Origin of the sequence: Corallococcus carmarthensis (assembly GCF_003611695.1) — a bacterium.
GTDB lineage: Bacteria > Myxococcota > Myxococcia > Myxococcales > Myxococcaceae > Corallococcus > Corallococcus carmarthensis.
This window is the reverse complement of the sequence record NZ_RAWE01000027.1, coordinates 55,731-69,180: the sequence shown is the minus strand read 5'-3', so window position 1 is coordinate 69,180 and position 13,450 is coordinate 55,731. Positions and strand designations below refer to the sequence as shown.

The following is a 13,450-nucleotide window of genomic DNA, read 5'->3' as shown; positions in this document are numbered from 1 at the left end:
GGCCGCCCCTCCCCATCCGCCGGGTTCACGGAGTGTTGACAGCGCGACGCGGCATCCGACCCCGGTCGCGGTTAACCGCGTTGACAGTGTTCCACTTTACATTTTGTGCCGGTCCCGCCGCCGGAGCACCCCTGGGGATGGCCTTGAGTCCTGGCAACTGCCCGGAATTCCGAAGGGTTTACGAATTTTCAAGCAGGGGGATGACAGCTGCCGGATTCGCCTTTAGATTGCGTTCGTCGGATTTCACTCAAGAGGTGCTGCGCATGGCTTACGACGGCGAGCTTGTGAAGATGCAGAACGGTCGCTGGGCGCGGTTCCAGCGGTGCCAGGTGTACCGGCCGGGCGTGGCGGACGCCGGTGAGACCATGCTCCTGATCGCGGTGGAGCTGGAGGAGCGCTATCAGCAGCTGCTCGACGAGGCGGCGGATTCCCTCGCGGAGTACCGCTCCCAGGGCGTGCCCGTGCAGGTGCGGCTGGCGCCGGACGCGCAGGGCCTCACCCTGCACCCGGAGGCTCCCGCCTCCCTCTCGATGAACTAGGACCCCTCCCCGGGGTTCCAGGTTGTAAATCCACGGGCTCCGCGCTTCACAGTGCGGGGCCCGTCTCATTTACAGCGCTGACACGACCGGGCCGCCGTCCACTTTTCAACGCACCGCGCTCCACCCGCACGGTGCGCGAATGGCGCGCTCAGTCGTGGATCTGGAAGAAGCGGGCGGCGTTGTCCCGGGTGACCCGCCGCACGATGCGCTCGGACAGCTTCGCCTTGCCCAGGAGGTTCGCCGTGCGCGCGAGCCCCAGGATGTCTCCCGCGCCGTCGCCCGCGTCCGAGTCCAGCACCAGGCGCTCGCTGCCCAGCCGCCGCACCAGGGCCACCGCCCGGTCCGCCTGGAGGGCCTCCGGGTGCAGGGTAAGGCCGGCCCAGTGGCCCACCTCCAGGATGGTCCGCACCGTGCGCGCGTTGGCGTGGTCCACCAGCGCGCGCGACGGCAGGAGCCCGGACTGGCGCAGGAGCGTGAGGATGCGCCGCGTGTGGCGCTCCTTGTCCTTCAGCGGCGTGTGCACCACCACGCGCAGCTTGAGCTGACGGGCCAGGGCCAGCTGCTCCAGGAAGGCCTCTTCCTCCTCCTCGCCGCCCACGTGCAGCCCCGTCTCTCCCAGGGCCACCACCCGGCCGCCCTCGAAGTACTCCGGCAGGTGGCTCAGGACTTCCGACAGCCCCCGGCGCGGGATGCAGCGCGGGTGCACGCCCAGGGCGGCCCAGGCGCGGATGCCCAGCCTTTCCAGGCGCGGCAGCTGCCGCTCCACCAGCTGGTCGAAGTGCTGCCGCAGCCCCTTGGCCGTGGGTTCCGGGAAGTGATGCGCCACGACCAGGGCCCGCTCCACGCCGAAGAAGCGCATGGACTCCAGGTCCTGGTCGGTCAGGGCCTCCGGGTGGAGGTGCGCATCGAAGAGCGGAATCGGCTCGGGCACGGGCTTGGGGTCTCCTGGGGTCAGTCCTGGCCCGTCGCGGCGCCCTCGTTGCGCGGGTCACTGGAGGAATAGCGCAGGTCGGTGCGCGGGTCGCTGTAGACGGCTTCCGCGTCGCCCCAGCCGTCCACCCGGCGAATCTTGTGGCCCTTCGCCTCCAGCGCGGACAGCGTCGCCGGCTCCAGGCCCCACTTGTCCACCCACAGCTCGTCCGGGAGGTACTGGTGGTGCAGCCGGCCCGCGCCCACCGCGCGCGTCACGTCCATGCCCTGGTCCACCACGTTGCTGATGGCCTGGATGACGGTGGTGGGGATGGTGGAGCCGCCAGGGCTGCCCACCGCCAGCATCACCCGCTTGGGGTCCTCCTTCGCGAACACCAGCGTGGGCGACATGGAGGACAGCGGCACCTTGCCGGCCTGGATGGCGTTGGGCTCCCCCGTGACGAGCCCGTACGCGTTGGGCACGCCCGGCTGCGCGGCGAAGTCATCCATCTGATCATTGAGGAGCACGCCGGTGCCCTTCGCGACGACGCACGAGCCGAAGCTGTAGTTGACCGTGGTCGTCATCGCCACCGCGTTGCCGTCCTTGTCGATGACGGAGATGTGCGTGGTGTTCTTCTTCTCCGGCTCCGGCGTGAGGGGCCCCGCGTCCTTCTTCAGCGTGGAGGCGGGCCCGCCCGTCACCGGCGCCAGCAGCGACGCGCTGGACGTGGCCTTCTTCGGGTCGATGCCGCCCGCCAGGTCCGCGATGTGTCCGGGGGACGTCAGCCGCTCCAGCGGCACCTGCACGAAGGCCGGGTCGCCCAGGTACTTCGCGCGGTCCACGTACGCGCGCCGCACGGCCTCCACATAGAGGTGCAGCGACTCCGGATCGCGGTAGGGCACACCCTGCGGCCGCAACTGCTGGAGCATGCCCAGCACCTGCACCACCGCCAGCCCGCCCGCGCTGGGCGGCGGCATGGTGAGGATGCGGTGTCCCCGGTAGGTGGTCTCCAGCGGCGCGGGGCTGCGCGTCTTGTACGCCGTCAGGTCCTCCTGCGTGAGCAGCCCGCCCGCGTCCTTCACCGTCTTCACCATCGCCTGCGCCACCGGGCCCGCATAGAAGGCCTTCGCGCCGCTCCTGGCGATGAGGCCCAGCGTGCGCGCCAGGTCCGGCTGCTGGATGAGGTGGCCCAACGGCGGAACGTCCGGCGTCCCCTGCGCGTTGGGCACGAGGAAGATGCGCGCGGCCTCCGGATCCTGGCGCAGGCACTCCGCCCGGCCCGTGGCCATCTGTTGGTACTTGGGCGTCACCCAGAAGCCCTGCTTCGCCAGCCGGATGGCAGGGGCCAGCACCACCGCGGGCTTGAGCTTGCCGTGCTTCGCCAGGAGCTCCAGGTAGCCCGCCACCGCGCCCGGCACCGCCACGCTCAGGGCGCCGTCCGTGGACAGCCCCGGCACCAGCGCGCCGTCCCTCAGGTACATGTCGCGCGAGGCGCCCTTCGGAGCCACCTCCCGGAAGTCCAGCACCTGCGTGACCGCCGACTTCGCGTCGTGCACCAGCGCGAACCCGCCGCCGCCCACGCCGGAGTGGTAGGGGCCCACCACCGCCGCCACGAACGCCGCCGCCACCGCCGCGTCCACCGCGTTGCCGCCCTTCTCCAGCATCTGGAGCGCGGCCTCGCTCGCGGGCGGATACGCCGTGGCCACCGCACCTCCCCGGTAGGGACGTGCCGCACCCGCCTGAGTCGCCACCAGCAACACTGCGAGTCCCAGCGCGCGGAACGGCTGTCGTCCCGCGGCTCCGATGTGTGTCTTCCCCACCTGGACGCCTTTCCTTGTGATTACCGGCCGTTCCCTAATGCACCATGCGCCGCACCCGGGCCAGGGTTTCAACCGGACAACATTTTTTTCCTTGGATTGTGAGTGGAAGCGGTGCAGGCTCTGGGAATGCGCAGCAACGGGCGGTGCTCATGAGTCCTCCGAACCCCGTGGAAAGCCCGGCGTCGGTCCCGACTCCGGCTCCCTCAACGGCGCGGCTGACGACGTTCTACAAGCCGCGCTTCGGCATCACGGTCCAATGCAACACGTTGTGTGTAGCAGTCAGCGCCCGGCCCTCGCCGGAAGCCCCGCGATCCGCTTTGACGTCCGGGCGCGGTTGACGAGTTGATCGGCGGTCCCTAATTCTCCGCCGCATATGACAGTTCTGGCGGCGGTTGTGTTGTGCGCGGGCAAGGGCACGCGGATGAAGTCGGAGAAGGCCAAGGTCCTTCACCCCATCCTCGGCCGGCCCCTTTGCGCCTATCCCTTGAAGCGGGCCCTGGAACTGGGCGCCACGTCCGTGGTGCCGGTGGTGGGCCACCAGGCTTCGGAGGTGGAGAAGTCCATCCGTGCCCACTTCCCGGACGCGCCCCTGCGCTTCGCGCTCCAGAAGGAGCAGCGCGGCACCGCGGACGCGGTGAAGGCGGCCCAGGACGCGCTCAAGGGCCATGACGGCCGCGTGCTCATCCTCTACGGAGACGTGCCTCTCCTGCGCAAGGAGACGCTCCAGGCGCTGCTGTCCGCGCACGACGCCGCGGGCGGGGTGCTGGCGCTGGTGTCCACCACGCTGGAGGACCCCACCGGCTACGGCCGCGTCATCCGCGAGGGCGGCAAGGTGGCGCGCATCGTGGAGCACAAGGACTGCACCCCGGAGCAGCGCGCGGTGAAGGAATGCAACGCGGGCATCTACTCCGTGGACGCGGCCTTCCTCTGGAAGGCGCTGGCGGAGATCAAACCCGTCAACGCGCAGGGCGAGTACTACCTCACCGACCTGGTGGAGATGGCCGCGAAGCACGGCCCCGTGGGCGCGGTGGATGCGGACGCCACCGAGACCGCGGGCGTGAACGACAAGGTGGAGCTGGCGGCGCGCGCCCGCGTCCTCCAGCAGCGCATCAACGAAGCCCACATGCGCGCGGGTGTGTCCATCCAGGACCCGGCCACCGCGTACATCGAAGAGGGCATCACCATCGGCACCGACACGGAGATTGGCCCCAGCGTTTCGCTGATGGCCGGCACCGTCATCGGGAAGAACGTCACCATCGGCCAGGGCAGCGTGCTCACGGCCTCCCACGTGGCGGATGGCACCCACATCAAGCCCTACTCCGTGCTGGAGGAGGCGCGTGTGGGCGAGCGCTGCATCATCGGCCCGTTCTCCCGGCTGCGCCCCGCCACGGAGCTGGCAGAGGAAGTGCATCTGGGGAACTTCGTGGAGACGAAGAAGGCCCGCATCGGCAAGGGCAGCAAGGCCAACCACCTGACTTACCTGGGGGACGCGAACATTGGCGCGGGCTGCAACATCGGCGCGGGCACCATCACCTGTAACTATGACGGGGTGAACAAGCACCTGACCGAGCTGGGCGACGGGGTGTTCATCGGCTCGGACTCGCAGCTGGTGGCGCCGGTGAAGGTGGGGGACGGCGGGTATGTCGGCGCGGGCACCACGGTGACGAAAAATGTGCCTCCTGGGAGCCTCGCTGTGTCCCGTGCGCCACAGGTGGTGAAGGAGGGTTGGGTGGCGGCCAAGAAGGCACGGCAGGTGAAGGTGAAGGCTGGTTAGGAAGAGTGCTCGCCTGCTGTTCGGTCGGCGGGGCGGGGTTGGGCGTGAACGGGATTCCCGTGGTTTGCTCCGGCGGCCGCGGGACGAGAAAGAGGCAGGAAGAACATGTGCGGGATTGTTGGCTACGTCGGTGACAAGGAATCTGCTCCCATCCTGGTGTCGGGTCTGAAGAAGCTCGAGTACCGGGGCTACGACTCCGCGGGCGTCGCGGTGGTCGGCGGCAACCAGCTCAACGTGGTGCGCGCCACGGGCAAGCTGCGCAACCTGGAGAACCGCGTGGTGCAGGACCTGCCGAAGGGCACCACCGGCATCGGCCACACGCGCTGGGCGACGCACGGCCGCCCCTCCGACGAGAACGCCCACCCGCACACGTACAAGAACGTGGCGGTGGTGCACAACGGCATCATCGAGAACCACCTGGCGCTCAAGGCGGAGCTGCGCGCGCGCGGCCACGTCTTCGCGTCGGAGACGGACTCGGAAGTGTTCGCGCACCTCATCTCCGCGGAGGTGGAGCGCGGCGTGGACCTGCCGGACGCCGTCCGCGCGGCCATCAAGCAGGTGCGGGGCACCTACGGCCTCGTGGTCGTGTGCTCCAATGATCCGGGCCGCATCGTGTGCACGAAGGACGCGTCGCCCATGGTGCTGGGCCTGGGCGAGGGCCAGAACTTCGTGGCCAGCGACGTGCCGGCGCTGCTCGAGCACACGCGCGACTTCGTCTACATGGAGGAGGGCGACCTCGCGGTCATCACCGCGGCGAAGGTCGACATCTTCAACCGCGACGGGAAGCTGGTGAACCGCCCCACGCGCCGCATCGACTGGACGCCGATGATGGCGGAGAAGGGCGGCTACAAGCACTTCATGCACAAGGAGATCTGGGAGCAGCCCCGCGCCATCGCGGACACGCTGCGCGGCCGGATGCTCCTCACCGAAGGCGACGTCCACTTCGACACCTGGAACCTGTCCCCGGAGCAGGTGAAGTCCTTCACCAAGATCACCATCCTGGCCTGCGGCACGTCCTGGCACTCGGGCGTGGCCGGCAAGCACATGATCGAGTCGCTGGCGCGGCTGCCGGTGGAAGTGGAGCTCGCCAGCGAGTTCCGCTACCGCGACCCCATCGTGGAGAAGAGCCACCTGGTCATCGCCATCAGCCAGTCGGGTGAGACGGCGGACACGCTGGGGGCCTTCAAGGAGGCCAAGCGGCTGGGCGCCCACACGCTGGCGGTCTGCAATGTCATTGGCAGCGCGATGACGCGCGAGTCGGACCTGCACATCCTCACCAACGCGGGCCCGGAGATTGGCGTCGCGTCCACCAAGGCGTTCACCACGCAGCTCGTCACGCTGTACCTGCTGGCGGTGAAGCTGGGCCGCATGCGCGGCACGCTGTCGGTGGAGGGCGCGCAGGAGCACCTGACGCACCTGGCCCAGGTGCCGAAGATGATTGAAGACGTCCTCAAGTGCGAGCCGCAGGTGAAGCGCGTCGCGCGCGAGTTCATGAACGCGCAGGACTTCCTCTTCCTCGGCCGCGGCCCCATGCACCCGGTGGCGCTGGAGGGCGCGCTCAAGCTGAAGGAGATCTCCTACATCCACGCGGAGGGCTACGCGGGCGGTGAGATGAAGCACGGCCCCATCGCGCTCATCGACGAGAAGATGCCCGTCGTGGTCATCGCGCCGAAGCATCCGCACGTCGCGTACGAGAAGATCATCGGCAACATCGAGGAGGTCCGCGCGCGCGGCGGCAAGGTCATCGCCATCCTCGACGAGGACGACACGCAGGCGGACACCCTGGCCGACCACGTCATCCGCATCCCCTCCGCCTGCGCGCTGCTCGCGCCGGTGGTGGCCACCATCCCGCTCCAACTGCTCGCGTACCACGTGGCGGAGATGCGCGGGAACGACGTGGACCAGCCCCGCAACCTGGCCAAGAGCGTGACCGTCGAGTAGCGCTTCACGGCGTCCACGCCTGAAACGCGAAAGAGCCCGGACTCCCTTCACAGGGGGCCCGGGCTTCTTCGTTTCCGTCATGCGCCGGGAGCTACTGCTCGTCCGCCAGCTCCAGGAGGACCTCCAGGTCCGCGGCGGCGTCCAGCGACTCCAGCAGGTCCAGGTTCTCCACCACCTCGCGGTCCTCGTCGGTGAGCGCGGGCTCCGGCCGGCGGGCGTCGGTGGGCAGGGGCGTGGCCTCCGGGTGCACGGCCTTCGCGGGCGCGGGGACTTCCTCGGACGGCGGGGGCTGCTGGGCCGCCGCGGGCAGGGCGGCCGCCAACGCGAACAGCAGCAGCCAACAGGGGGCGGGCCTCACTTGTCGCGCCGCCTTTCGCGCAGCCGCTCGCGTGCCTCCTGTCGCTGCTCCTTGGACATCTGCCGCCAGCGGCGCATGTTCTCCAGCATCTGCTCGCGGCGCTCCGGGTGCTCCTTGAGGTAGGCGCGCACGCGCTCGCGCAGCTCGGCGCGGCGCTCCTGGGTGAGGCCGCGCAATTCGCGCACCTGTTCGCGCACCGCCTGCCGCTCCTGGGGCGACAGCTTCTGGAAGTCGCGAAGGTTGCCCTTCAACCGGTCGCGCTCCTCCGGGGGCAGCTGCCGCCAGCGCTGGAGGTTCGCGCGCACGCGGGCCTGCTCATCGGGGGACATCGCCTTGAACTCGCGCAGCTTCGCGCGCAGGGCTTCCTTCTGCTCCGGCGGGAGCTTCTCGAAGCGCTCCGCGGCGGTGGGCGTGGGGGCGTTGGCCGCGCGGGCCGGCACTGCGGCGAACAGCACCAGCGCCGCGGACAGCACGCCGGCGGTCATTCTTCCCAGCATCACTGCACCCCCAGTTCATGGAGGTTCTCGACGACCTCCAGGTCTTCGGAGCTGTTGAGCCCCAGCACTTCGTAGTCCTCGACCAGCTCCAGGTTCGCCGCCACCTCCAGCGCGCCCGGGTCCCACTCCTCCAGCGCGGGCGCCTCCACGCGCGTCCGGCCGGCCACCAGCAGCGTCAGCACCGCCGCGGCGGCCAGGCCCGCGGAGGGCACGAGCACGCCGGGCTTCAGGATGTGGGCGAACCGCTCGCGCCATGTGGGCGGCAGCGCGTCCACCCGCGCCAGCAGCTCGCGCCGGGCGGACGGGGACGGCGTGAAGGCGGGCAGCTCCGCCATCCGCGCCACCGTGAGGCGCAGCAGCCTTTCCGTCCCCTGGCACTCCGCGCAGGTGCCCAGGTGGGCCTCCATCCGTGCGCGGTGCGGGGGCGGAAGCTCCCCGTCCACCCAGGCCGTCAGGTCTTCTTCGAACGCACAGCTCATGCCCGACTCCTCGCGGGCACGGTGCCCGCCTGCAACGCTTCAATCCTGCGCGCCACCGCCAGGGTGGCGCGGTGGATGAGGCTCTTCACGGCGGCCTCGCTCGCCTCCAGCGCCTCGGCGATGTCCCGGTACGCCATGCCCTCGAAGCGGCACATGGTGAACGCGGCCCGCTCGCGGTCGCTCAGGTCCTTCAACGCCATCCCCACCGCTGCTTCCAACTCCCGGCCGCTCAACGCCTGGTCGGGCCGGTCTCCGTCGGGCCCTGGCATCTGCATCGCTCCCGCGTCGTCCTCCGCCGGGGCCTCCGCCGTGAGGCGCGCCACGCGGTACTCCCCGCGCCGCATCTCGTTGAGGCAGTGGTTCGTCGCCACCCGGAAGAGGAACGTCTTGAACTTCGCCGTGGGCTTGTAGGAGCGCGCGTGGCGGTAGAGCTTCACGAAGATGTCCTGCGTGAGCTCCTCCGCGCGCGCCGCGTCCCCCACGAAGCGGAACGCGAAGCGCGCCACGCTCGCGTGGTGCCGGTCGAAGAGCCAGGCGAAGGCCTGCTTGTCGCCCGCCGCCACCTTCAGCATCGCCTGCGTGTCCGGGTCCCAATCCATCCGTGAGGCCGCAAACCCCGTTGCCCGGTGGAAGTTGCGGGCCACCCCCACTTTGAACCCCACGCCGCCCCCCGGTTACAGTTTCGGCACCGTGTCCGATGCTTTCCGCCCACGTTCGCGCACACCCGCCTCCCATCCTGGGGGGGAGGGTGAGTCCCCATCGGACCTGGCGGCCTGGGAGCCTCCGGCGCAGGGCGGTACGCCCACACCGCCCACGGACTCGCCGCTGCCCATGTACCTGCTGGCGCAGCAGGCCCGGCGCGCGGAAGGCGACGAGCAGAAGCGCCTGGCCTGGAACCTCAACCAGCTCTTGGAGGAGCTGGGGTCGAAAGGCGGGGGCCGGACGGAGGCGGACGCGTTCCACCGGCTGCTGGAGGGGGGCAACCTGGACGGGCTGGTGGACGCCGACGGGCGCTCCTGCCGCGCCACGGCGGTGGAGTCGCTCCTGGCGCTGGGCTTCCCCTACGCCCTGGAGGTGCGCCCGGAGGACCTGGAGCACCTGAAGAACGCCCCCGTCCCGGGCGCCCGGCTGATACCGCCCCCGGGGGGACCCTTCCCGGCGCTGGCGGTGGGGCTGGGGGCGCTGGCGCTCCAGGTGGTGCTGGGGCTGACGGGCGTCGTCGTGCCCGGCGGGCTGCTCATCCTGCAGGGGCTTTTGACCCTGCTGTCCCTGACCCTGCTGACGGTTGCCTCCGTGGGCTCTCCCCTGTATCGCGGAGCCCTGGCGCTGCTGACGGTGGTGTCCGGGGTCGGGTTGGGGATGGTGCTGGTCCCAGAGGTTCCGGCAGGTTGGGCGGCGGGATTGGGGGGCCTGGTGGCCGCCTTCCTGGCTGCCCTGCGCAAGAGCTGACCGCCAGGACCCGAAACGGATGTCAGAGGGGTGGACTAGGGTCTACCCATCGCGTACTAAAAGCGCGTTCAGGTGGACCGGGGTGGTCCACTCTTCCAAGGAGCGACGAGAAATGGCCGTGAATCAGGAGAAGGAAAAGGCGATCGAGCTGGCGCTGGCGGCGGTGGAGCGTCAGTTCGGCAAGGGTTCCATCATGCGGCTCGGCAACGACGAGCCCATGATGAAGGACATCCAGGCCATTTCGACCGGGTCGATTTCGCTCGATATCGCGTTGGGCGTGGGCGGCGTGCCGCGCGGCCGCATCATCGAAATCTTCGGGCCGGAGTCCTCCGGTAAGACGACGCTGTGTCTCCACATCGTCGCGGAAGCGCAGAAGCGCGGCGGCGTGTGCGGCTACATCGACGCGGAGCACGCGATGGACGTGGGCTACGCGCGCAAGCTGGGCGTGCGCACCGACGACCTGCTCCTGTCCCAGCCGGACACCGGTGAGCAGGGCCTCGAAATCGCGGAGATGCTGGTGCGCTCCGGCGCCATCGACGTGCTGGTGGTGGACTCGGTGGCCGCGCTCGTTCCGAAGGCGGAGCTCGAGGGCGAGATGGGCGACGCGCACATGGGCGTGCAGGCGCGCCTCATGAGCCAGGCGCTGCGCAAGCTCACGGGCACCATCTCCAAGAGCCAGACGTGCGTCATCTTCATCAACCAGATCCGCATGAAGATTGGCGTGATGTTCGGCAACCCGGAGACGACCACGGGCGGCAACGCGCTGAAGTTCTACGCGTCGCAGCGCATGGACATCCGCCGCGTGGGCGCCATCAAGAACGGCGAGAACGTGGTGGGCAGCCGCACGCGCGTGAAGGTCGTGAAGAACAAGGTGGCGCCGCCGTTCAAGGAAGTGGAATTCGACATCATGTACGGCACGGGCATCTCGCGTGAGGGCGACCTCATCGACCTGGCCTCCAACGAGAACATCGTCGAGAAGAGCGGCAGCTGGTTCTCCTTCAAGGGAGAGCGCATCGGCCAGGGCCGGGAGAACGCGAAGGAGTACCTGCGCGAGCACCCGGACACCTACAAGGAGGTCGAGGCGCTGGTGCTGGAGAAGTACGGCATCGGCAAGACCGCGGGTGCGGCGGCCCCGGCGGCGGACGCCCCCGCCGAGCCGGCCGAAGGCGAGAAGCGCCCGCGCGTGAAGGCCGTGAAGTAGCCCTACGCGTGCCGTGAGGAATGACCGCCGCGCACCTCCGGGGGGAGCGGCGCGGCGGTTGAAGCAGAAAAGGGGCCGGTCTCCAGCGATGGGGCCGGCCCCTTTTTCTTCACGGTGAGAGGGATTGGGAGGACAGCCAGGCGCGTGGCGGAAACGTGACGCGTGCGGTCATCACCGGGCTGTCGCCGGGATGTTTCGTGTGGAGGGAGGAGCGCCTCTAGACTTCGCGGCCCGGGAGCCCCTTCACCCCTGCTCCCCGCTGGAGTCCACCGCCTTGTTCAACCCCTTCAAACGCCGCACGTTCCTGCAAGCCGTGGTTGCTGTCGCGGCGACGACGACCTTTGGATGCTCCGACGACGCCGAGACGCCGGACGCTTCGGCTGGCTCGCCCTACTTCCCGCAGTCGCTGGCGTCGGGTGATCCGCGTCCGGACAGCGTGGTGTTGTGGGTGCGCGTGGAGGACTCGGCCCGCGCCGGGGACAACCTGCCCCTGCGGCTGGAGGTCTCCACGGCGGCGGACTTCAAGACGCTGGTGCTGGACAAGACGGACCTGACGGCGCTGGCGGAGCACGACCACGCGGTGAAGGTGAAGGTCACCGGGCTGTCCGCGCGCACCACGTACTACTACCGCTTCAGCTACGAGAAGGACGGCCAGCGGCACACCACGCGCACCGGACGCACGCGCACCGCGCCGGCGGCGGGGGACGACGTGGCGGTGAAGTTCGTCTTCGCCAGCTGCCAGGACTTCATTGGCCGCTACTACAACGCCTGGCAGCGGCTGCTGCAGCTGGACGCGGACCTGGACTTCGTCGTGTTCCTGGGCGACTACGTCTACGAGACGACGGGCGACACGTCCTTCCAGTCCGGCGACGGTGGCCGGGCCGTGCGCTTCAGCGCTCCGAATGAGGCGCTCCCCCAGGGCACGGGCCTCACCGCGTTCCTGGCGGCGAACTCGCTGTCCAACTACCGCGACCTGTACAAGACCGTCCGCACGGACAAGCAGCTGCAGGCGGTGCACGAGCGCTACCCGTTCATCATCGTCTGGGACGACCACGAGTTCTCCGACGACTGCTGGCAGGACGTGGCGACGTACGAGGACGGCAAGCGGGACGAGAAGCAGCGGGACCGCAAGCTCAACGCGGAGCAGGCCTTCCTGGAGTACATCCCGCTGGACACGGCGCAGTCGCCCGAGGGCGCCATCGACGTGGCCAACGAGCCGCGCTTCCCCAACTCGCGCATCTACCGTGACTTCGAGTACGGCCGGCACCTGAAGCTGCTGGTGACGGACTACCGCAGCTACCGGCCGGATCACCTCATCCCGGAGGACGGCTACCCGGGCACCGTGGCGCTGGACGCGACGCTGCTGGGCGCGGCGCTCCAGGGCCAGCCGGACGCGGTGAAGCAGACGTTCCAGGCGGACACGTTCGCGTACGTGAACATCGACGACGCGGCGTACGCGACCCACAAGCAGGTGCTCCAGGGCGTGTACCTGAGCCAGGCGAAGGCCGCGGGCCTCACGGACGCGGAGGCCGCGCAGAAGGCCGCGAAGTGGGTGGCGGGCCCGCTGGCGCTCTACTACGTGAACCAGGTGCTGGCGGCGGTGAACAAGGCGCTGGTGATTCCGCCCGCGGACAAGCCCCGGGGCCTGGCGTACGCGCACATGGGCAAGGCGGCGCTCTTCAACATCCAGGGCTCGCGCTACGTGGTGGTGAAGGACACCTTCGACCTGTTCGCGGCGGTGAAGTACCAGCTGTCCCAGGGCAAGAGCGAGGACGTGTTCGGCCCGGCGCAGGAGCAGTGGTTCCAGCAGACGCTCACCACGGCGCAGAACACCTGGAAGATGGTGGTGAGCTCCACGTCGCTGTCGGCGCTCATCTGGGACTTCCGGCAGCAGGCGGACATCACGGACCCGACGCTGCGCCAGCGCTTCTACTTCAGCGTGGATCAGTGGGACGGCTTCCCCACGAAGAAGAAGGTGATGCTCAACACGCTCAAGGCGCAGGGCGTGCAGAACACGCTGTTCATCTCCGGGGACATCCACGCGTCGTTCGCGTCGGTGGAGGAGGGCGTGCCCGTGCTGACGGCGCCGGGCATCACCTCCGGCTCCATCAAGAGCCTGGCCAGCCTGGCGCTGATTGGCGCGGGCTACGCCACGGGCGCGCCGGTGTACCAGCACGCTGTCGTGGAGATGGAGAAGACGCTCCAGGCGTCCAACCCGGGCCTGCGCTTCGCGGACGCGGACTCGCACGGCTTCGTGATGGTGGAGGTGAAGGCGGATGAGACGCTCGCCACCTTCCACCTCATCCCCGCCGCGGAAGTGGCCAAGGACTACTCCAAGCGCTCGGACAGCGAGCTGGAGGCGAAGTTCACCTCGCGCACCTTCCGCGTGAAGAACAGCGACATCCAGCCGGCCTGAGCCGGAGGGGCATGACGTGAAGCGAAGGGCCGCGTGGGGGGACTCCCCGCGCGGCCCTTCTGCATG

At 69.4% G+C, this 13,450-nt stretch carries 12 protein-coding genes; 6 read left to right on the top strand and 6 right to left on the bottom strand.

Features of this window, described 5'->3' with window-relative positions:
- The first annotated feature begins 263 nt into the window (after positions 1-263).
- Complete coding sequence (locus D7X32_RS10635) at positions 264-539, top strand: hypothetical protein (protein ID WP_120602409.1); 276 nt, start codon at positions 264-266, stop codon at positions 537-539.
- A gap of 148 nt (positions 540-687) precedes the next feature.
- Here D7X32_RS10635 and D7X32_RS10630 read toward each other — a convergent pair whose 3' ends face one another.
- Entirely contained in the window at positions 688-1,470 is a 783-nt protein-coding gene (locus D7X32_RS10630) for a TatD family hydrolase (protein ID WP_120602408.1), read from the bottom strand.
- 20 nt (positions 1,471-1,490) lie between these two features.
- On the bottom strand, positions 1,491-3,269 hold the full coding sequence (ggt, locus tag D7X32_RS10625; protein ID WP_244238948.1) for a gamma-glutamyltransferase: 1,779 nt from the start codon (positions 3,267-3,269) through the stop codon (positions 1,491-1,493).
- Positions 3,270-3,642: 373 nt separating this feature from the next.
- Here ggt and glmU point away from each other — a divergent pair, with 373 nt between their 5' ends.
- Both glmU and glmS read left to right on the top strand, forming a co-directional pair.
- The gene (gene glmU / locus D7X32_RS10615) at positions 3,643-5,043 is read left to right on the top strand and encodes a bifunctional UDP-N-acetylglucosamine diphosphorylase/glucosamine-1-phosphate N-acetyltransferase GlmU (RefSeq protein WP_120602407.1); all 1,401 of its coding nucleotides are present in this window, start codon (positions 3,643-3,645) and stop codon (positions 5,041-5,043) included.
- A gap of 105 nt (positions 5,044-5,148) precedes the next feature.
- Complete coding sequence (gene glmS, locus D7X32_RS10610) at positions 5,149-6,984, top strand: glutamine--fructose-6-phosphate transaminase (isomerizing) (RefSeq protein WP_120602406.1); 1,836 nt, start codon at positions 5,149-5,151, stop codon at positions 6,982-6,984.
- A 91-nt stretch (positions 6,985-7,075) separates the two neighbouring features.
- Here glmS and D7X32_RS10605 read toward each other — a convergent pair whose 3' ends face one another.
- The 4 genes from D7X32_RS10605 to D7X32_RS10590 are packed head-to-tail and all read right to left on the bottom strand — an operon-like array spanning position 7,076 to position 8,917.
- Entirely contained in the window at positions 7,076-7,342 is a 267-nt protein-coding gene (locus D7X32_RS10605) for a hypothetical protein (RefSeq protein ID WP_120602405.1), read from the bottom strand.
- Complete coding sequence (locus D7X32_RS10600; RefSeq protein ID WP_120602404.1) at positions 7,339-7,839, bottom strand: DUF3106 domain-containing protein; 501 nt, start codon at positions 7,837-7,839, stop codon at positions 7,339-7,341. Before D7X32_RS10600 ends, D7X32_RS10605 begins: the two co-directional genes overlap by 4 nt.
- On the bottom strand, positions 7,839-8,318 hold the full coding sequence (locus D7X32_RS10595) for an anti-sigma factor family protein (protein ID WP_120602403.1): 480 nt from the start codon (positions 8,316-8,318) through the stop codon (positions 7,839-7,841). Before D7X32_RS10595 ends, D7X32_RS10600 begins: the two co-directional genes overlap by 1 nt.
- Positions 8,315-8,917 carry an RNA polymerase sigma factor gene (locus D7X32_RS10590; protein WP_120602402.1) on the bottom strand — a complete coding sequence of 201 codons (603 nt, stop codon included), beginning with the start codon at positions 8,915-8,917 and terminating at the stop codon, positions 8,315-8,317. Before D7X32_RS10590 ends, D7X32_RS10595 begins: the two co-directional genes overlap by 4 nt.
- Positions 8,918-9,149: 232 nt before the next feature.
- Here D7X32_RS10590 and D7X32_RS10585 point away from each other — a divergent pair, with 232 nt between their 5' ends.
- The 3 genes from D7X32_RS10585 (at position 9,150) to D7X32_RS10575 (ending at position 13,384) form a co-directional block, all read left to right on the top strand.
- Positions 9,150-9,767, top strand: coding sequence for a hypothetical protein (locus D7X32_RS10585; RefSeq protein WP_120602401.1), 618 nt, complete (start codon positions 9,150-9,152; stop codon positions 9,765-9,767).
- Positions 9,768-9,879: 112 nt separating this feature from the next.
- Positions 9,880-10,968, top strand: a complete 1,089-nt coding sequence (recA, locus tag D7X32_RS10580) for a recombinase RecA (RefSeq protein ID WP_120602400.1) — start codon at positions 9,880-9,882, stop codon at positions 10,966-10,968.
- Between the two features lie 274 nt (positions 10,969-11,242).
- Positions 11,243-13,384, top strand: coding sequence for an alkaline phosphatase D family protein (locus tag D7X32_RS10575; RefSeq protein WP_439328995.1), 2,142 nt, complete (start codon positions 11,243-11,245; stop codon positions 13,382-13,384).
- Positions 13,385-13,450: the final 66 nt, after the last annotated feature.